The 21821-nt window shown below is 30.7% G+C and carries 17 protein-coding genes and 1 pseudogene; all 18 read left to right on the top strand.

Going from position 1 to position 21821, the window contains the following annotated elements:
* Positions 1–178 precede the first annotated feature (178 nt).
* Entirely contained in the window at positions 179–922 is a 744-nt protein-coding gene (locus VXN63_RS03840) for a YveK family protein (protein WP_327756655.1), read from the top strand.
* 12 nt (positions 923–934) lie between these two features.
* A complete protein-coding gene (locus VXN63_RS03835) occupies positions 935–1636 on the top strand; it encodes a CpsD/CapB family tyrosine-protein kinase (RefSeq protein ID WP_327756654.1) in 702 nt (233 codons plus the stop codon).
* Positions 1637–1769: 133 nt separating this feature from the next.
* Complete coding sequence (locus VXN63_RS03830; protein ID WP_327756653.1) at positions 1770–3629, top strand: polysaccharide biosynthesis protein; 1860 nt, start codon at positions 1770–1772, stop codon at positions 3627–3629.
* Positions 3630–3676: 47 nt separating this feature from the next.
* The gene (locus tag VXN63_RS03825) at positions 3677–4267 is read left to right on the top strand and encodes a sugar transferase (RefSeq protein WP_327756652.1); all 591 of its coding nucleotides are present in this window, start codon (positions 3677–3679) and stop codon (positions 4265–4267) included.
* 42 nt (positions 4268–4309) lie between these two features.
* The gene (locus tag VXN63_RS03820; protein WP_327756651.1) at positions 4310–5158 is read left to right on the top strand and encodes an NAD-dependent epimerase/dehydratase family protein; all 849 of its coding nucleotides are present in this window, start codon (positions 4310–4312) and stop codon (positions 5156–5158) included.
* Between the two features lie 14 nt (positions 5159–5172).
* Positions 5173–6795 carry a phospho-sugar mutase gene (locus VXN63_RS03815; RefSeq protein ID WP_327756650.1) on the top strand — a complete coding sequence of 541 codons (1623 nt, stop codon included), beginning with the start codon at positions 5173–5175 and terminating at the stop codon, positions 6793–6795.
* A gap of 20 nt (positions 6796–6815) precedes the next feature.
* Entirely contained in the window at positions 6816–8093 is a 1278-nt protein-coding gene (locus VXN63_RS03810) for a sugar phosphate nucleotidyltransferase (protein ID WP_327756649.1), read from the top strand.
* A 7-nt stretch (positions 8094–8100) separates the two neighbouring features.
* Positions 8101–9579 (top strand): murein biosynthesis integral membrane protein MurJ, encoded by a 1479-nt coding sequence (murJ, locus tag VXN63_RS03805; protein ID WP_327756648.1) that lies wholly within the window; start codon positions 8101–8103, stop codon positions 9577–9579.
* Between the two features lie 154 nt (positions 9580–9733).
* On the top strand, positions 9734–10480 hold the full coding sequence (locus tag VXN63_RS03800; RefSeq protein WP_327756647.1) for an SGNH/GDSL hydrolase family protein: 747 nt from the start codon (positions 9734–9736) through the stop codon (positions 10478–10480).
* 349 nt (positions 10481–10829) lie between these two features.
* A pseudogene (locus VXN63_RS12105) lies at positions 10830–10988 on the top strand (DapH/DapD/GlmU-related protein); the annotation flags it as partial.
* A gap of 48 nt (positions 10989–11036) precedes the next feature.
* Positions 11037–12203, top strand: coding sequence for a glycosyltransferase family 4 protein (locus tag VXN63_RS03790; protein WP_327756645.1), 1167 nt, complete (start codon positions 11037–11039; stop codon positions 12201–12203).
* Positions 12200–13315 carry a glycosyltransferase gene (locus tag VXN63_RS03785; RefSeq protein ID WP_327756643.1) on the top strand — a complete coding sequence of 372 codons (1116 nt, stop codon included), beginning with the start codon at positions 12200–12202 and terminating at the stop codon, positions 13313–13315. The genes VXN63_RS03790 and VXN63_RS03785 overlap by 4 nt, the downstream gene beginning before the upstream one ends.
* 33 nt (positions 13316–13348) lie before the next feature.
* On the top strand, positions 13349–14251 hold the full coding sequence (locus VXN63_RS03780; protein WP_327756642.1) for a glycosyltransferase family 2 protein: 903 nt from the start codon (positions 13349–13351) through the stop codon (positions 14249–14251).
* Between the two features lie 10 nt (positions 14252–14261).
* Positions 14262–15362 (top strand): glycosyltransferase, encoded by a 1101-nt coding sequence (locus VXN63_RS03775; protein ID WP_327756641.1) that lies wholly within the window; start codon positions 14262–14264, stop codon positions 15360–15362.
* Between the two features lie 59 nt (positions 15363–15421).
* Entirely contained in the window at positions 15422–16825 is a 1404-nt protein-coding gene (gene wzy / locus VXN63_RS03770) for an O-antigen polysaccharide polymerase Wzy (protein WP_327756640.1), read from the top strand.
* A 50-nt stretch (positions 16826–16875) separates the two neighbouring features.
* Positions 16876–17919 (top strand): glycosyltransferase family 2 protein, encoded by a 1044-nt coding sequence (locus VXN63_RS03765; RefSeq protein ID WP_327756639.1) that lies wholly within the window; start codon positions 16876–16878, stop codon positions 17917–17919.
* The gene (locus VXN63_RS03760) at positions 17920–19002 is read left to right on the top strand and encodes a polysaccharide pyruvyl transferase family protein (protein WP_327756638.1); all 1083 of its coding nucleotides are present in this window, start codon (positions 17920–17922) and stop codon (positions 19000–19002) included. It abuts the gene before it with no gap.
* A gap of 20 nt (positions 19003–19022) precedes the next feature.
* Complete coding sequence (locus VXN63_RS03755; RefSeq protein ID WP_327756637.1) at positions 19023–19886, top strand: beta-1,6-N-acetylglucosaminyltransferase; 864 nt, start codon at positions 19023–19025, stop codon at positions 19884–19886.
* Positions 19887–21821 lie beyond the last annotated feature (1935 nt).

The raw sequence follows: 21821 nt of genomic DNA, 5'->3' as shown, positions 1-21821 counted from the left end.
GGGGCTTTATTTGTCATTAACACTAATTGCATGAATAGTCGTTTATTATTGTCAGATATAACATAAATATTAGAAAAAACGTTTTTTGAATTGTTTTTATGATAAACTATATTTAAACTAAAAATTTATATATTAAAAACCAAAGTTAAGTATTAATTAGGTTTTACAGGAGGATATAATGGAAAAAGAAATTACAGTTTTTGAACTTTTTAATATTTTTAAGAAAAGGTTCGTTTTAATAATGAATATGACTATAATTGGTCTCGTTTTGGCAGCAGGGTATACGTTCTTTGTAGCTACACCTCAATACAGTGCCACTTCACAATTACTGGTTAATAGATCTCAAGAGACAGAAGTTATTCAAAGATCAGACATAGATACCAACGTCCAGCTAATTAATACTTACTCAGATATAATTAGAAATCCTATCATATTAGAACCTGTTATTGAAGAAATTGGTATGGAACAATCTACAGGGCAACTTAGAAACAAAATAAGTGTCACAACTTCGGAAAACTCTCAAGTGTTTTCGTTACAAGTAACAGACGATAACCCTTATGAAGCAGCAGAAATTGCAAATACAACTTCAAATGTTTTCAGAGATAATTTGAATTCAATTATGAATGTCGACAATGTGACTATTATTTCTGAAGCTGTAGCTGATACAAATCCTGTTTCTCCAAACAATACTTTGAATATGGTTATTGGAATTTTTGTAGGTGGTATGTTAGGAGTAGCAGTAGCATTTACCTTAGAGATATTAGATACAACTGTTAAAGAAGATAAATTTATAGTAGACGAACTGGGTTGGAATAATTTAGGAGCAATTTCTAGAATGTCGACTGATGAATTGAATTCTGACAGTGACAATATATCCAGAAAAACCAAAACTGAAAATAGAACTTCTCGATCGAGAGTATAAAGGAGCATAATAATGTTTTTTAAGAGAGATAAAAATAAAAATACAAATGATAGACCTGGATTGATAGTTATGAATAGACCTTCTTCCGTAATATCAGAGCAATTTAGAACAATTCGAACAAACATTCAATACTCAATGATTGATGAAGAATTGAAAACGATTGTAGTAACATCGGCAGGACCTTCTTCTGGAAAATCCACTGTCTCAGCAAATTTGGCTGCAATATTTGCCTCAGAAGATAAAAGAGTATTGCTAGTTGATGCAGATTTAAGAAAACCAACAGTCCATAAAACATTTAATACTAGGAATAATATAGGAATGACAACTTTATTGACAGATAGAAGTTTGACTTTAGAAGATAGTATAGCTCGAACTCAAGTAGAGGGACTGTATCTACTGACAAGTGGTGCTATTCCTCCAAATCCTGCAGAATTACTTGCTTCGAAACGTATAAATGAAATTATTGAAATTATGCAACAACAATTTGACATGATTATTTTTGATATGCCACCAGTACTAGCTGTAACCGATGCACAAATTATGGCTTCAAAAGTAGACGGAGTTTTGTTTGTTATTCCAAAAGGTGAAGTTAAAAAAGATCATGTTATCAAATCAAAAGAATTACTGGATAATGTTCAGGCTAAACTATTAGGTGCAGTGATGAATAAAGTTGAAAAAACAGAAGAAAACTATTATTATTACTACGGAAATTGATTTCCTAGAGATCAAGGTTTAATAATTAAATAAAATAGAGTAGTAATAGTATGCTACTCTATTTTATTTTATCGGGTATAGAAGCTCACGAATTTTTATTTTAAATAATTTAGACAATACGAGAGAGGGTAACATGATGACACGATCATTAAAAAGACTAGTACTAGGTGCAGTCGATGCTTTATTTATGCTGTTCTCAAGTATGTTTGCGTATATATTTTTAATACCTTTTCTAAGTCTATCACAACAAAGTTACGCTATAGTAACTCTCTTAATGCTAGTAACTTATATTATTATTGCTTTGAAAACACGTACTTTTGATAAAATCAATAGATTTACAAGTATCAATGAGATTATAAATCACGCCAAAGTAATTACAATATCTTACTTAATATCTTCGGTAGTATCATTGATCATATATCAAGGATTCAGCTATCGATTTCTGTTTATGTCGTATATTGTAGCGGCGACTCTTATAATCGGAAGTAGAGTGTTTTGGAGAATATACATTGAACATAGAAAGAAATTACAATTAAGAAGAGACCCAATTGAAATGGAACGCTTTAGAACGTTAATTATTGGAGCAGGAGAAGGTGGTTCACTTTTCATAAAGCATATTCATAAAAATCCTGCGATTGAGATTATAGGATTGATAGATGATGATAAAAATAAATACAATACCTTATTGTATGGAGTGCCTATTTTGGGAGATACGTCCCAATTAAAAGAAATTATATATGAGTATGATATAGATCAAGTAACATTGGCAATCCCTTCATTAAATTCTAAAAAGATAGAAGAAATTATCGATCTATTAACTGATTTAAAAGTTAAAATTAACCAAATGCCATCAGTTGAAGAAATTGTTACTGGAAGTTATGAAGTCAATAAGTTTAAAGAAATAGATGTAGTAGACCTTCTTGGCAGAGAAGAAGTTAAATTAGATATTGAACTACTTTCTGAAAAATTATCTTCCCAAACTATTCTAATTAGTGGGGCAGGAGGATCTATCGGATCAGAAATTTGTCGACAAATTATACGATTTACTCCTAAACGTATCATATTGTTAGGTCATGGCGAAAATTCTATCTATTTAATAAATAAAGAATTATCAAAATACGATGCCGGAAGTGAAATTATATCTGTTATCGCAGATATACAAGATAGAAATAGAATAATAGAGGTCATGCAGAAATATAAACCAGACCAAATTTATCATGCAGCTGCGCACAAACATGTTCCACTTATGGAATCAAATCCAGTAGAAGCCGTTAAAAACAATATATTTGGAACTAAAAACATGGCTGAGGCTGCTAAGATGGTAGGTGTATCAAGTTTCGTAATGATCTCTACTGACAAAGCAGTTAATCCTCCAAATGTTATGGGTGCAACGAAGAGAATTGCGGAAATGATTGTTACTGGCTTAAACGAAAAGAATAATACTAAATTTGTTGCTGTCCGATTTGGAAATGTTTTAGGAAGTAGAGGAAGTGTAATCCCCCTCTTTAAAGAGCAAATTTCTATGGGAGGGCCCATCACAATTACAGATTTTAGAATGACACGTTACTTTATGACAATTCCAGAAGCTAGTAAGTTAGTTTTGCAGGCAGGTTCATTGGCTAAAGGAGGCGAAATTTTTGTGCTAGATATGAATCAGCCAGTCAAAATAGTAGATCTAGCTAAAAAAATGATTAAACTATCAGGATATACTGAAAAAGACATTCAAATCAAAGAGGTAGGGATACGTCCAGGAGAGAAATTATTCGAAGAGCTTATGACTTCGGACGAACATACTGGTAGTCAAGTTTATGACAAAATTTTTGTAGGCAACGTTACGAATAAACCTTATGATGACGTTGTAAATTTCGTTAATAATATTATTTTCAGCGAAAGTGATGACTTGAAAGAAAAACTTTTGAGATATGCTAATGATAAAAATTATAGGTCCTTAGATAAGGCTAAAGACGAACCAATATTATACTTTAATAGATAGACAATAGATATTGCGATTTTATGAGTACTTTAAAGGAGACATATCAAATGAATTACTTGAAATTCAAAAGGTTAATAGACATAGTTTTATCTATTGTTGGGCTCGTAATCTTAGCCCCATTTATTTCGCTAATTGTCATTGCAATAAAACTAAACTCAAAAGGTCCAGTTCTTTTCAAGCAAAAAAGAGTTGGATACCAAAAAAAGTATTTCAATATATTAAAGTTTCGAACGATGTATGTAGACACTCCAAAAGATACAGCGACCCATTTACTAGCGGATCCAGACAAATATATTACAAAAATCGGTAAGATATTAAGAAAAACAAGCTTAGATGAGTTACCCCAAATCATAAACATTCTCAAAGGTGACATGAGTATAATCGGTCCACGACCTGCTTTATGGAATCAATACGACTTGATTCAGGAAAGAGACAAGTATAACGCTAATGGAGTACCTGTAGGATTAACAGGTTGGGCGCAGATTAATGGTAGAGATGAACTAGACATTGAGTATAAAGCTAAATTAGACGGAGAATACACTGAAAAACTCGGGTTCAAAATGGATTGTAAATGTTTTTTTTGGACCATAATATCAGTATTAAAAACAGATGGTGTGGTTGAAGGGAAAAAAGATTAAATTCAATTAATTATGTGACTATAATATTAGGAGACTTTCAAATTGAAGAAAATATTGATTACGGGTATAAACAGCTACATTGGAAATTCCTTAGAATCTAAATTAAAAACTGAGAGTACGCAGTACGAGATCAATAAAATCAGTTTGAAAGATGGGTCATGGGAAAAAGACGATTTTACAATTTATGATTCCTTAGTTCATGTTGCTGGAATAGCTCACGTTTCAACAGACCCAGATATGGAGCAAACCTACTACAAAGTTAACAGAGATTTAACGATAGAAATTGCGGAAAAAGCGAAGCTTGAAGGAGTCAAGCAATTCATATTCCTTAGTAGTATTATCGTATTTGGAAATGATGCTACAGAAGTAATCAGTAAAGAAACAATTCCTAAACCTGACTCATTTTATGGAAATAGTAAGTTGCAAGCCGAGGAGCAACTTATAAAATTAGAATCGGAGGATTTTAAAATATGTATCGTCAGACCGCCAATGATATATGGAAAAAACTCTAAGGGTAATTACTTGCGACTCTCAAAATTAGCCAAGACAGTACCTCTGTTTCCAAAATATGAAAACAAGAGAAGTATGTTGTTTATAGAGAATTTGACCGAGTTTTTGAAATTAATGATAGATAATAACGAGTCAGGAATCTTTCACCCACAGAACCAGGAATATACGAACACAAGTGAGCTTGTGACCTTAATTGCTGAAGTTCATGGTAAAAAACTTCTTACAACCAAGATGTTCAATAAACTCATTACTATCTTCAAAAATAACAGTACTATGAAAAAAGTGTTTGGGAATTTTGTTTACGATTATACACTAAGTTATTATAAAGAGGAGTATTGTAAATTTAGTTTAGAAGAATCTATTAAATCTACAGAAAGTTAAAGGTATTGATAAAAATGGATAAAATCGGCAAACGCTATAAAGAATGGCTCTCACTAGATAAAAACACTAAAGAAACCTTAACCACTAAAATGTCTCCTGCAGAGATTGATGATAGTTTCTACAAAGAGCTTGAATTCGGTACTGGTGGATTGAGAGGTTTAATGGGTATTGGAACAAATAGAATCAATCAGTATACAATTATGAAAGCGAGTTATGCAGTCGGGAAAAATCTGTTGAGAAAAAAGGATTTGCCTAAAGTGATAATTGCTTTTGATACTCGTGAAAATTCAAAAGAATTTGCTAGGTTTGCAACGGAGGTATTCACTGCTCTAGGTATACGGGTTTATCTTTTTGAGGACTATACACCTATTTCTATACTCTCTTACGGTATCCGTTCACTAAGTTGTGATGCAGGCATAGTGATTACTGCTAGTCATAACCCAAAGGAGTATAATGGGTACAAAGTTTATAATTCTGATGGAGGACAAATGATTCCTTCTGAAGCGAAAGAGATAATGGATACATTGGACACTATTGAAGGTATGAAATTCATAAATGATTTAAGTAGTAACGAGGCCTTGTGCGAAGTTCTCGACGATACAATAATGAATCAATTCTTGAAGAGTATACCTAAGGGTAACATTCTAACAAATAATCTTAAGGTTGTTTACTCACCTCTTCACGGTAGTGGAGCAATCCCTGTTGGTAAAGTATTGAATGATTTCGATACTAGTTTAGTTAAAGAGCAAAGTTCTCCTGATCCATTCTTCAGTACAGTAAGTTCTCCAAATCCAGAAAATCCATCAGCACTTAAAATGGCCATCGAGCAGGCACAGTTAAAACAAGCAGATTTAGTTATTGCTACAGATCCGGATTGTGATCGAATCGGTATAGCGGTATATCACAGAGGTGTTTATGAACTGTTAACCGGAAACCAAATTGGAGCTATTATGGTAGACTATCTAACAGAAAGCTGTCCACCTAACAAAGTTATCATTAAAACGATTGTTACAAACGATTTAGCAGCTCAAATAGCCACTAGTAGGAATCATAAAGTTGTTAATACATTGACAGGATTTAAATATATTGGGGAACAGATTAATCAAATGCAAGAAAACGGTCAGTTAAATGATTTTCTTTTCGGATATGAAGAAAGTTATGGTTACTTACATAATACAGATTCTAGAGATAAAGATGGTGTATCTTCGTCATGGCTAATTAGCGAAATTGCTTCTTTTTACAAAAATGAAGGAATGACGTTAATTGACAAACTAGAAGAATTATACGAAGAGTATGGCTTCTATCTGGACGAATTAGACTCCTTAACGTATAAAGGCAAAGAAGGTAAATATAAAATTGATTCAATTATGGACAAGGCTCGAGAGAGTAGAACTGATATCGTAAAGAATGTTTGTAAAGTTGAAGATTATTCACAAGGAGTAAATCAATTACCAAAAGAAAATGTATTGAAATATACACTTGAAGATGGCACTTGGTTTGCTCTTAGACCCTCTGGTACAGAACCTAAAATAAAATTCTATTATTCTATTAAAGACTTAAATAAGCAGAACGCAATCCATAAACTAGATAATCTTAGAAAAGAACTGAATAGGACCTTAGATATTGAACTTAAATGAACTCAGAAAGTAGTGTGTATATGAAAACCGTTTTATTGTCTGGTGGATCAGGAGAACGACTCTGGCCATTATCAAATAGTGTCAGGTCAAAACAATTTTTAAAACTATTAGTTGATGAAGAAGGTAAACCCGAATCAATGGTTCAAAGGGTGTATAGACAACTTGTTAAATCTGATCAAGATGCGGAAATACTGATTGCTACTAGTAAAAATCAGGAAAATTCTATTCGTAGTAACTTGAGTGATTTAGTTTCAGTGGTTATAGAACCTGAAAGAAGAGATACTTTTCCTGCTATTGCACTCTCAACTGCTTACTTGCATTACGTTGAAAATGCAGATTTAGATGAGACGATTTCTATCATGCCGGTGGATCCTTACACAAGTCAGAATTTTTTTGAAAAAGTATATGAATTAAATCATAAACTAGCAGATTCTGAATATAACCTAGGACTTCTGGGCATAAAACCTACCTATCCATCATCCAAATATGGATATATATTAAATGAAAACTACGTGGTTAATGGATTTGTTGAAAAACCTAGTGAGGATACTGCAGCAGAACTGATTAAAGACGGTGCAATGTGGAATGGCGGGGTATTTGTATTCAAGATTAAATATGTATTAGATATATTGAAAAACCATATTTCTTTTGATTCATATGAAGAAGTACAAGAACAATATTACAAGCTTCCCAAAAACAGTTTCGATTATGAAGTTAGCGAAAAAGAACATAACATTACGATGATTGAGTACGATGGTTTTTGGAAAGACCTTGGTACTTGGAACACGTTGACAGAAGTAATGGATAATCAAACCTTTGGAAAGGTCATCAAATCTAAAAGTTCTAGCAATACACATGTCATCAATGAATTGGATATTCCAATAACTGTCATTGGTGCGAAAAATATGGTCGTAGCAGCCAGCCCAGATGGAATACTCGTTTCTGATAAAACAGAAAGTGCTCATTTAAAATCCTTTATAGCTGACTTACCAAAGCTTCCAAAATATGAAGAAACTGTTTGGGGAAGTTCTAAAGTTCTTGAGATAACTGAAAGTAGCAATGGTAGTAATACGATAACTAAAAGTATTTTTATAAAAAAAGGTAATCAGTTATGTTATCAGAGACAAAATGTTATAGCATACAAATTAATATTGGTTTCTGGTTCCGGGAGAGTAGAATCAGACAAGAGAGAAACTGCCTTTTTACAAGGAGACACATTGTCTCTGGATTGTGAAAATGACTATATAATAGTAGGAAAAGATGACTTAAAGATTATTGAGATATCTATCGAAAGGTGAAATTGTAGTGAAAAAAGGTAATTTAAAAGTAGCTAATCAATTAAGTATGATGATTGTAATAACCATTGTAATTCAAATTTTTCTCTTAGTGAAAAACAGCATATTAGCAGCCAATTTCGGTGTAGGAGTAGAAATAGATAGTTTTAATTTCACTACCAATCTATCAAATTTTGTCTTTAGTTTTATTGGAGCAGGAATATCAACCGTTGTGATTCCTTACTTGAAAGACAGTAAAGATAGAAAATCAATTAATATTTTTATCACAATTGTTTTTCTGATTGCGATTATTTTAGCTACTATAATTATAATGTTCAGAAGAGAAGTAGTGCTCTTACTAGGTGGAGATTCTTCTGTAAAATTTATCGAAATTAGTTCGAATTTATTGTTTATAACAATAGGAATTGGTTTGTTAAGTTCGTTTAATACTCTTTCAACTAGTCTACTAGAGTTTAATGAGTTTTTTGTAAGGCAAAAAATTGTTAATTTAATTGCCACTGTAATTTCTGTGACAGTGCTTCTTTTATTAACAGATTTCACTATATATGTTTATGCAATATTAATTGCTCTAATAGCTACTATTAATCTGGTTTTTAATCTAATTTATTTAAAGAATACCGATTTCAAGTATAAAATTAGTTTTAATATAAATGATGAAACCTTTAAAAATATGATTTTCTTGATGGGGCCAGTTTTATTTAGTACAGGATTGTATCAATTCACTGTCTTAATTGATACACTAATAGCAGCTAGGTTAGATACAGGAAGTATCTCAATACTAAATTACTCTAATACAATCGTTGCAATGTTCAATATGTTGATTTTAACCAACCTGACTACTTATTTTTATCCTAAATTAGTTAAAGCTGACTCAAAATTAGAAAGCCAAAATAAGCTGTCAGATTATCTAATTATAATCAATACATTGCTGTTCTTTTTTGTTACTGTATTTTTCTTGCTGGGGAGAGAAGGAATAGAGCTATTATATCAAAGAGGAAATTTCACAGATAAAGATACTCAGATAGTTTTTATTGGGGCTCTTATATATATGCTGCAATTACCGGTTAACGGCACTAGAGATCTATTATATAAATATTTTTATATTGAAAAGAATACTAAAGCGCCATTTGTCAATAGTATTATAGTTAGTATACTGAATCTAGTAATTAGTCTTGTTTTGGTTAGTGTCCTCGGTCTTTACGGTGTGATTTTAGGTACTGTTTTAGCGGGATATATTAGCTTGTTTACTATTACAAATAAGTTCAATAAATTATTTGGGATTCTGTTTAGCTTAAAAATATTTAGCAGAGAAATATTCAAAATTATTATTTCTAGTTTGGTTTCCTTTATTATTGTATATATAATGAAAGTAAATATCGTACTAACTTCACCAGTTATTTCAATAATAGTTTACGGAACCTTTACTTTAGTTACGTATGCTATTCTATTAAAAATCTTGAAAAGTAAAATATTTAGTATTAAAATATAAAATTGTTATTTTTAACGAAGCACGCTAAAAATTGAAGGTAGGAATTATAACCATGCTTAGTAACTTTAGAAGGTATACAGCTATATCGATTTCATTTTTTTTACTAAGTGCATGTGGAGCTACAACTACATCTAATCAAGAAAGTCAAAACACTATGGTCGAAGATAAAACGGTTGTTTTTTTTGGTGATAGCATGACCCAAAATTTAGAAGAAGAAAACGTATCTTTTCCTGATATCATTGGTGAAAATACTGGAATACAAGCGATAAACTTGGGCATGGGGGGGACTGCTATGAGCGTACACCCTAATGTTTCTTTTGATTCTTTTTCTTTTCACTCTATAACTGATGCAATAATTACTGAGAATTACGAACTTCAATATGAGGCATTGAATGATACTGAAATACCAGAATACTTTGACGAAAAGCTAAACGTACTTCAAAAAATTGAATGGGAAGCAGTAGATACTATAGCTATAATGTATGGAGCTAATGATTGGGGAAATCGTATTGAGAATGAAAATGATCTCCTTGATGTCACTACATTTAAAGGATCTGCGAGATACTCATTGGACAGATTACTCACTGCATACCCTAGTTTAGAAGTTATCTTCATTCCCATGACTTATCGCTACTGGCCAGAATACAATAATTTAGATACAGATTCTTCTATTAATGCATACAATTTAAAACCATCTGATTATTCTGATGCCATGGTCGAACTATCAAAAGAATTTAAATTTCCTTATGTAGATTCACTTTATAGTCTAGGAATTAATAAGTACAACAAAGAACTATATTTTAAAACTAATGATGGGACGCATTTTAATGAATTGGGTACTAAAAAGCTTGCTGATATGATAAGTGAGGTATTTATTTCTAATTTCGAAAGGAATCAATGAAATGTATTTAATCTATAAATCATTTTACAGAATACTTGGTAGTAGACTACCTTTGTCAGATTCGAGAATTTCTTTAGGTGCAAAAAAAATAAGGAGTTTCTTCGCTCGTAAAATAATAGACAAAGTAACTGGTAAAAATATAAATATAGAAAAAGGTGCTATTTTTGACAGAACTATTGAAATTGGTGATAATTCTGGAATTGGTGTAGATTGCAAACTTTATGGAAAAGTTATCATAGGCGATAATGTTATGATGGGACCAGAAGTCATTATTTATACTAGTAATCATAATTTTAAAGATACTACTATTCCTATGAATTTACAAGGACACGAAGAAGAAAGCCCAGTCATTATTGGAAACGATGTTTGGATTGGTAGTAGAGTTACAATATTGCCCGGAGTTAACATTGGAGATGGTGCAGTAATTGGTACAGGGGCCATAGTTACTAAAGATGTATCGAAATTTTCCATAGTGGCTGGCAATCCGGCTAAACAAATTAACAGTCGTTTAAAAAAATAAATTTTATTATAAAAAAACGACAAGAAAGGCTATTTTATGAAAAAGGTTTTAATGTTAGCTTCTGTAGCATCAATGATTGATTTGTTTAATAAAGATAATATCCTTACACTTCAAGAATTAGGTACTGAAGTACAAGTGGCATGTAACTTTGATTTTGGTAGTATAACATCTTCTGAAAGAGTTGAGGAGTTTAAAAAAGAGTTAACCAGCTTAGGTATTAAGTACTATAACGTACCTATCCCAAGATCTATATTGGATTTCAAGAATATATTGAAGTCATTTCTGGCGATTGAAAAAATCATTAATGATAATAACTTCGAGCTTCTCCACTGTCATTCTCCTATAGGAGGCGCTATATCAAGATTAGCAGCAAGTAAGTATAGAAGTTCAGGCCTAAAAGTCATTTATACAGCACATGGATTTCATTTTTTTAAAGGAGCTTCTCTGTTTAATTGGTTGACATATTATTCAATAGAGAGATATTTAGCAAGAAAAACTGATGTTATCATAACAATTAACCAAGAAGATTATAGAAATGCTCTTAAATTTCCAAATCCTCAAATAAAATATGTTCCTGGAATTGGAATAGAGACTGAGAATTATTCAAATAAAATACTAGATACTAGTGATTTAAAAAAAGAGTTAGCCATTAGTACGGATGAATTTGTTTTAATTAGTGTTGGACAGTTATCAAAAAGAAAAAACCATGAGATAGTCATAAGAGCATTAGCAAAAATAAACGATAAAAAAATGAAGTACGTGATCGTAGGACTAGGAGAGCTTGAAGAAAAATTAACATCATTAGCCAAAGAACTCAATATCTCAGAGCAAGTGTTACTTTTAGGGTATAGGTCAGATATAAAAGAACTATTGAACATATCAGACTGTTTTGTATTCCCCTCACTACAAGAAGGCCTTCCGGTAGCTCTAATGGAAGCGATGGCTTCTGGTCTGCCAATAAGTTGCTCCAAAATCAGGGGAAATGTAGACTTAATAGAGCCGAGTGTAAATGGATACTTCTTTAAACCTGATAGTTTAGAAGAAGTGATTGAATCGTTGGACAAAATCAAAATTAGTGATAGAAGCCAGATCAAGAATAATAATCATACAAAGAGTTTACAATACGATAAAAAAATTGTAAAAAAAGAGATGGAAATTGTCTATTCAAAAATGCTTAATGAAGAAATAAAGGAGCAGATATGAAAGAAGTAGTTCTAATTAATTATACGGGATCTAAAGGCGGAGGTGCTTTATACGCTTTAGAGATGGCTAAATCATTGATTGCGCAAAACATCTCTTGTGTGGCCATAATTGCTTCGCATAACGAGAATCTTGCAGACTGGAAAAAGATAAGACTCGAGAAATTAGTGGTAATTGAAACTTATCAAACCAAATTATCATTAATAGTGAATTCCATACTATTCAACAAATCTCGTAAAATCATAATACAAGAGTTCAAACAGTATAAAATAGTAGCCATATTTGTACCTATGATCACTTTCTGGAGTCAAAAAATTAACAGTATATTTACAGATTCTTATAAAATCCTTACGCTTCATGATCCGAAACCGCATAGTGGAGAGTTTTACTATTATCTACAAAACTTATTAGGTCAACAAAAATTAATAAGAGAATCTAATACTATCATTGTTTTAAGTTCTAGTTTTATTTCTGATGTTGAAGAAAGATACAACAAAAAAAGTAAAGTGATTTATTTACCAATGGGTGATTACGACTACTATGATACAGTCAATATAACTGAGGCTGGACTTTATAATGATGATATCATTAATTTTGTTTTTTTTGGACGGATTTCAAAATATAAAGGACTAAGTGAGCTAGGTGAGGCTTATAAAAATATCACAAAAATAACAGACAAAATTTCCTTAACCGTTGCAGGGTCAGGAGATTTCAAAAATTATGAGAAAACGTTCAATAACTTACTGAATGTCAAAATTGTGAATGAGTGGATCCCTGATAATGAATTAAAAAATTATTTTGTAGGTAAAAACTTAGTGGCTGTTTTACCTTATCTAGATGCTACTCAATCAGGTGTTATTCAAATATGTAAGTCTTTTGGTGTTCCAGTAATCGCTAGTAACACGGGAGGTTTGAAAGAACAGTTACTTGATTATCAGACTGCTTCTATATTGGTCGAACCAGGTAATTCAAAGGATTTAGAAACACAAATGGCCAAAGTTATCCAAAATCAAGAATTTAAGGATAACTTATTTTATCAAGCAAGCAAATACGAAAGTACTGACAATTGGAAAGATAGTGCAATTGAAATAAAACGTATCTTAGAAAATAATTGAAAAGCAAATCGTATACGATAAAGGAAGTTAATAATGACTAGATTAACTCTACTAACACCAACTTATAATCGAAAAGAGTTTTTAAATAGGATATACGAGAGTATGACTATACAAGTTAACCCTAATTTTCAGTGGCTTATCATTGATGATGGAAGTACAGACGGGACGGATATGGTTGTTAAAGAGATTATAAAAAATCATAAACAATCCTTTCAGATAAATTACCGTAAAAAAAGCAATGGTGGAAAACACTCAGCTTTGAATTATGCACACGAATTTATTGCTGGGGATTACGTAATGGTACTAGATAGTGACGATTTTTTGAATAAAAATGCTGTAAACATTATTCTAAATAAAATAGATAAATATCAACACAGTACTATCGGTTGGTTTGCCTTTTTGAAAGGGAACAAAGACGGTTCAGTATTTGACGTTCCTTACAATGGGAATGCAGAGATAATGACTTATTCTACTTATATGAATAAAAGTAGAAAAGGAGAATGTAGCGATGTGTACTTAAGAAAAGTCTTCACTTCTTTTCCTTATCCTGAGATAATCGGTGAGAAATTTATTTCTGAAAGTTATCTTAATATACAAGCCTGTTTGTACGGTAAATACAAAATGATTACCTTTAATGATGTCGTTCAATTAGTCGAATATATGGAAGATGGACTTACTTTGGAAGGAAGATTGCTACAAATTAAGAATCCTAAAGGACATGCTGAACTCTGGAAACATGTTAGAGGATTTGATTTCAGTTTTAAACAAAAACTAAAGGGGTCTTGGCTATATATAACCTATTCCCTTTTTGCAAACAAAACCTTGAAAGAAATACTTAACAACAGTTACTCTGCTGTTTTCACTTTTATGAATTTCCCATTTGGATTATGTATTTATATTATTTGGAAAAATAAGTACTTAAAAAATAATTTTTGAGGAAGAACTTATGAAAAAAATATTAAACGTAATAGGAAGTCTGAATACTGGTGGAGCAGAAATTAATACTATGAACGTTTTTAAAAACTTAAAACTTGATAAATATACCTATGAATTTCTGGTTTTCGATCAAAGTCCAGGCTATTTTGAAGAAGAAGCCATTAATTACGGAGCCATAATTAAAAGAATCATAGAACCTAAAAAAGATTACAAAAAATTTATCAAAGACTTTGATAAGCTATTAAGAGAAAATAGTTACGATGTAATACATGTCAATACGCTTTGGAACAGTGGTTTACTATTGAAATTAGCTTATAAAAATCATATTCCTATTAGAATATGCCACTCTCATAGTACTGAAAGTAGTGCTAATGAAAACTTCAAGTATAAATTATATAAAAGAGCCATGAAGTATTTGATTGCAAAATCGGGTACTGATTTTGTAGCGTGTGGAAAAGAAGCTGGGGCTTATTTATATGGAGAGAGAAATTTTGAAGATAATGGTGAAATCATTTATAACGGAGTGGATCTTGATAAGTTTAATTATGATATCCGCTTAAGAAAAAAGATTAGAAGTGGTCTTGGAATCACGGAGGAAACTTTTGTGATTGGACACATTGGACGAATGGCACCCGTGAAAAATCAAAAATTTATTGTTGATGTATGCGAAGTTTTAACTCGGAAATCAATCAATATAAAGTTTGTTTTAGTAGGTGATGGTCCTGACTTTTCCAAGATAAAATCTTATATTCAAAAAAAGAAACTTGAACCGTATTTCTTATTACTTGGGAACAGAGATGATATAAGTGATCTGACTCAAGCTATTGATCTAATTATGTTTCCTTCACTCTATGAAGGTTTCCCTGTTAGTTTGATAGAAGCACAAGCTAGCAGCTTGCCATGCTTAGTTTCAACAGGAGTCACTCAAGAAGCGCTCTTGCTTAAAGAAAGCAAGAGGTTACCTTTGATAGAAAAAAATCAATGGGTGGAAGTAATTAAGACATATATGGACAATAGAAACTTAAGAACGAATATTGATACAAGACTAATTACTGAAAATTTCAATATAAAAGATATTGCATCTAAATGGGAAAAAATTTATGATAGGTAATGTTATGAGTTTCTACAGATAAATTGTCAACAAAATTTGAAATTTATGGAGAATTGCAAATGTTAAGAGTAAACAAAACAAAATTATTAATAGTTTATATTTTTATCGCTTTGAGTAGTTTTTCATATCTTGCTACTAATCTTATAAATACAACTGAGTATCAACATGCATTGGCTATGCTTGGTATAATTTCTATTTTCCAATGCTTAGTTACATTTTTCACCTATAAAGTGGTCGGAATTGAATTTTTTAGTCTTGCTGGAATATTCACGTGGTTAAACTTTTTATTTCATTTAGGGCAACCTATATTAAAAGCTATTTCTCCAGAATACTCAATGGGGTTTGATGTTTCTTATTTCGTTTCAAATGAAACTTTTATCAATTCAGCACAATATTCTTTGCTCATAATCATGTTTGTAACATTAGGTATTATAACTTTGAAATGTTTTGAGACTGATAATACAAAAATTCAAAATCAAAACTTAAAATTTAATACGATCAGTCAAAATAATCTTTTCAAGCTAGGACTAGTCATTTTTGTTCCTACTTTTTTAGTAGAAGCATATATACAACTTTCTCGATTATTGATAGCTTTAAGTAGTGGCTACTTAGCAACTTTTAACGTAGAATTTGGAGGGTTTACGGCCTTTTTTGCTACCTTTAGTATTGTAGGTGCAGTTATAATGCTACTAGGTTCCAAGAATGATTTCAAAAGGGGCTTATTCATAACAGGTGTTTATACACTTTTTTATATTATCACAATGTTTTCTGGAGGAAGAATGTGGCAAGTTATAAAGCTGATACTCATTTTTTATTATTTTATCAGAGTTTACAACATTCAATTTACAAAGAAAAATATGTTTTTCATTGTATTAACAGGATACCTAGCAGCAGGATTTTTAGGAGCTGTAGCGGAATTTAGGTCGTATGAAGTATCAGGTACTGATTACATAATTCAAATTTTCAGAGATATTATATTAAATAATCCTATTTTGGATGTCATGGATGAGTTTGGCGCATCAATCTATACACTTACTTTAACTATAGATAAAACACCAATTACTGTTCCTCATTCCTGGGGTTCGCAGTTCATTACAAACCTTGTTAGTATATTACCAAATTTTTCAAGCAGTATAGAACAAATTAATAATAATTCGAATTACGTTTTATTATTGGAGACACCTACTATTGGAGGTTCTTTTATTGGTGAAGTTTACTATAGTTTTAGGAACTTCGGACCGCTTCTTGGGTTTATTGTTGGAACAGCTGCGCAAGCTATAACTACTGAAGTTGAAAAGGGTTTTAAAAATAATAATTACCATTTTATTATATATACTATAATGTTACAGTACTCGTTTATTTCTTGGGTTAGGGGATCTTCGTCAGTTTTTTATAGGAATACGCTTTATTCTATAATATTAATATTTATCATAAGTAGTTTTTTACCAAGAAAAGAACGCTAAAGTACTTAAAAAAGTATAATGAGATGTTTAGTATCGAGGAGCGATATGTATTGAATTTAATATCAGTAATAGTACCTGTTTATAACTCAGAAAAATTTATTGCTAGAACAATTAATTCTATACTTTCCCAAACATATTCGGATTTTGAAGTATTAGTTATCAATGATGGTTCTACTGATCTTAGTTTGGACGTTTGTATCAAATTGTCCGACATAGATTCTAGAATAAGAGTTTTTGATCAAAGAAATTCTGGAGTATCAGTAGCTCGAAATAATGGAATAAAAAATGCAAAGGGAAAATTTATAGTTTTTGTTGATAGTGATGATTATATAGAAAAAAATGCACTCGAAATATTAGTGAGTAATTTTAGAAATGTCAACAGTATGGTAATATATGGATTTTATATACAAGATGTTAAGAATAATATATCTAATTTGAAAAATAAAGGTAATGAGATTCCTAAAGTTTTAAGTAAAAAAGAATTTAGTAATAACTTTTGGAAGTATTACGATGAAGGATTAACTAATTCTCCGTGTAATAAACTTTATAGTAGTTCTATTATCAAGAACAATAATATTACCTTTCCCACGGGGATTAAAATGGGTGAAGATATTATTTTTAACATTAATTATTTTAAACATATAAATGAGTTTAGAATTATCGATCATTATTTGTATAATTACGTTCAGTATACAAATCAATCAACAAAAAATATTCATTTAGAAATCTCAGATGATATGATTAAATTTTTATCTGAGATAGAGGCGTTTATAGATGAGAATAGCTCTGAAGGAATCGATTTGCAGGAACATAACTTACAACTATATAAACACATTCTAACTGCTTTAATCATGCCATACCGAACAGATGAAATATCACCTAAACACCAAAGAGAATATGTTAAAAAAGTAATAGTGAAATTCAAACTTAATTTCCCGAATTTTGAATTAAGTTCAAATAACAAATTTGATTACTTGTTGATTCATTTGATTAATAATGACAATTACTTGTTAATTCATTATTTACTAACAAAAATGTATAAAGTTAGAGGATTTTTAAAAGGTATTAAGCCCACTTCAAAAAAGGAGATCTGAATGAATATATTACTAGACATCTACTTAGAAAAAAATATCGGAGATGATTTGTTCTTAGAAACCATTTTGGCTAGATATCCAAAGCATAATTTCTTTATATTTTGTCAGCTTGACTATACTTTTATGGAAAAAAAATATAATAATCTGAAAGTAATAAGAATCAATAAATATTACAATTATATTTTATCTAATACTAATAAAAAAAATCTGCTATTTAAGAGATTTATGAAACGAAAAAATATTCATGCGTTAGTATGTTTAGGAGGATCCATATTCTCAGAGTTTCCAGGGTGGGAAAAAAGTTATCAGCAAAGAAAAGATTTGTGGTCTTTTACAAAAAAACAAAACAAGAAATTATTTGTTTTAGGATCGAATTTTGGTTCTTACAAATCAAAAGAATTTTATGAACTGTACCATAATTTGTTCGGAATTGTTGATGATGTTTGTTTCAGAGACTCAGCTTCTTATCAGTTGTTTAAACAACTAGATAATGTAAGAAAAGAAGCAGATATAGTACTCGATCTTTCGATTAATAAGTACAACGGTATAGTAGAAAACAGTGTAGGTTTATCTGTAATTGATTTAGAGGAAAGAAAAAACCTGAAACAATTTCAAACAAATTATATCAACCAATTAAGCAAAACGATTGATCGTTTTATAGAAGAGGGGAAACAAATTTACTTGTTCTCTTTTTGTGAGCGTGAAGGTGATGAGTTAGGTACAGATAAGGTTCTTTCAAAAGTTAAAGATAAAAAGAATATAGTTGTTGTTAACTATCGAGGTAACATTGATGAATTTTTAGGCGTATTTTCAAAAGTAGAATCGATGATTGCTACAAGGTTCCATTCGATAATACTGAGTTTGATGTATGGAAAAAAAATTTTTGCATTAAACTATAGTAAAAAGTCAGAAAACTTGATCAAGGATTATGATTTAAATATTGAAACATTGAATATTGAGTCAATAGATGATTTGAATTATGATGATATCGAAAAATCATTTAAACATAAAAATAAGAGTCTTCCTGCTCTGAAAGAGTCTTCAAAAAGACAATTCGAAAAATTGGATGAGTTTTTACTATAAATTACAAAGGAATTACTTAAATGGATAAACATGCTTATTTAATAATGGCTCACGAATATAACGAAACTCTCATTACATTGCTAAAGGCTTTAGATGATGTTAGAAATGATATTTTTATTCATATAGACAAAAAGTCTCACGGGTTTAATTATTTCAGAATAAAAAATACGTTGGGATATAGTGAACTGATTTTCACTGAAAACATAGAAGTTAACTGGGGTGGATATAGTCAAATAAAATGTGAGATGATATTACTAAGGGCGGCTGCTAATCATAAGAAATATTCTAATTACCACTTGATATCTGGCTCCGATCTACCTACAAAATCTCAAGATTTTATTCATTCTTTCTTTCAGAAAAATCAAAATAAAAACTTTGTAGGATTCAATAAGAATCAGAATATGCATAAAGATAGAACCAAATATTATTATTTTTTCCAAGAGCTTAAACCTCGTCAAAATAATCTCTTTTTTAAGATTATAGAAAGAGTTTCCTTGTTTATTCAAAAATTATTCAGGATTAATAGAAATTCAGAAGTTAACTTCAAGAAAGGGCCGAACTGGTTTAGTTTAACGCATTCTTTTGTTCAGTATGTAATTTTAAATGAAGAATGGATAGAAAAAACTTTCAAAAATACTCTATGTGGAGATGAACTATATATTCAAACATTGATATACAATAGTGGATTTAGGGATAATATATATGAAATTGATTGTGTTGACGACAATAGAGCTACTATGAGACATATTGATTGGGTTAGGGGCAATCCTTATAGATTTGAATCAGATGATTTTGTTGAAGTATTTAATAATGATATGTTATTTGCTAGAAAGTTTGAATCAAATGTTCAGTTTGAAAAAATTGAATTGTATCTAAAAAAGTAAAAATTGTGATATATGATTCAAACGTATTTCAAATAGCGTTCTATATATTAAAGAGAAACTTATAAATTACTCTTATAATCTTAATAAATTGAAAGGTGTAAAGTAAAGAAATGAATTTTTCAGACTTATTATTTAACGTATAAGTTTTGTACTGCTTTTTTACGAGAAAAAATTATCGCAACGAACTCCGAGTTTAGTATTGCGGTAAATTATTTTAAAGTCAAAGAGCTAATTAGTGGCTCGATTATTTGCTGCATTCATCCTACTTATAAATTTACTATTGCGAATTCGAATTACCACTATATTTTTTTACTAAAATCAAGAAATTAAACAAATCGTAATTTCTTAAGTATGGAATTGTTTTTTGTGCTTTTATGAATTCATTGTAGAATAATTGAAGAAACGTTTACTTTTAGTTTTGAGGGATAGAAAAATTGTAGAATTAAAAATAAATGATATTTGGATATCAAAATACTTTTAAAAGTTCAAAAATTAGTACACGATAAAACTGGATATCTTATCCATTACGACAAGCTTTAATGCCTAGCGCCGTAACCAACGTTGTTTTTCCTGTCCCTGAGCTTCTATTACAAACAAGTACTTTCTTTCTACAGTGTGAAAAAATCTAGGGTAACTAGTTCATAACGACTCGTTGAGGACGGAATTCCTATCTGATTATGCTACTCATATTGACTAATGGGTTTAGTCGATTTAAGTCCTGTCTTTATGAATAAACCGATTGTCTTTTGAATTTTTGCGTTTGCGCTGTTTACATTTCAAGTAGTTTAATAGCTCTTCGTATAATACTTCTGATCTATTTTCCTCAGTAACGTAATCATAAACATGCGCAAAACGCATACATTTACACAGTTGTTTCAATTCTTTTCCATTATTGGGCCCTCACTTTCGGAGATAGAGAATCATAGATAATTAAAAAAGTGGACACATCTTTTTCAACGACTTCTGTTGTTTCTAGGACGGTCTTTACAAACTTTTATTCAATCTCAGATAGATAATAAGCTTCAAGTAAGGTAATCATTTGATCTGTGCACGACTTTCTTTAAGTTAAGGTGTTTTCTAACAGATAGCTTTTGATTTTTGAGGGATAAACTTTTAATACTTAGAATAGATAATGAATCTCGACTTTTGACGATAGGTTTTGAAAAATTCGATCCAATTGATTTCCTGAGATTCGTCCATATAAGGACGAGGTTCTTTATAAATAATCTTTCCTATTCTATTAACAAATCTGAATCGATCCTAGAACAGTTGTAAGGTAACCTTTCGGTTAAACCCAATTTTTGGTATATAATGAATTGATCGTTTAATCTAATTTCTTTATTTTTATTTGTTTTAACTTCTTTATACTTAAATACAGGATAAGCCGTTTCAGGTAAAGTAATTAACTGAGTTCGTTGCTCCTCCCCGAGACTGAACAACTGCTGCGGCACGATTATCTATCCGAAGTGCTTATGAAACAGCCTACGCTAATTTGAATAAAAATTTCAAACCACTTAAAACACTATTTTTTTCTAGGAAGAGTTACCGTAAAGGTTCGATTGGAAAAGGGAAGGTGAGAACCAATAATTTAATGTTTTTTATTTTTACCATTATAAGATACACAGTAACTTTCAAAATATAATTGATCTTCTCCCCCCGGTGGGTGTTCCAAGAGCTCATACTCTTTTACTTCATTGTGAATATCTCTAATGTACTGGCAAAGGAAATGATAACTACCTTTAAATTCATACGGTTCTTTTAAAATCCGGTGAATTTTTTTAGTTAATTGTCGCTCTTTTTTCTTTCCTTACTATCTTCGAATAATAGATAATCAACGATTTCTCCATAAATTTGTTTTCCAAACCCTTTCGTATACATCATGATCTGCGTATTTTGGTTCTATGTCAAATGGCGTTGGTGAAGAATAAAGCTAGA

Source organism: Marinilactibacillus sp. XAAS-LB27, from assembly GCF_036039175.1.
Classification (GTDB): Bacteria; Bacillota; Bacilli; order Lactobacillales; family Carnobacteriaceae_A; genus Marinilactibacillus.
Note: the sequence above shows the minus strand (reverse complement) of the source record. Positions and strands in the feature narration are given on the sequence as shown.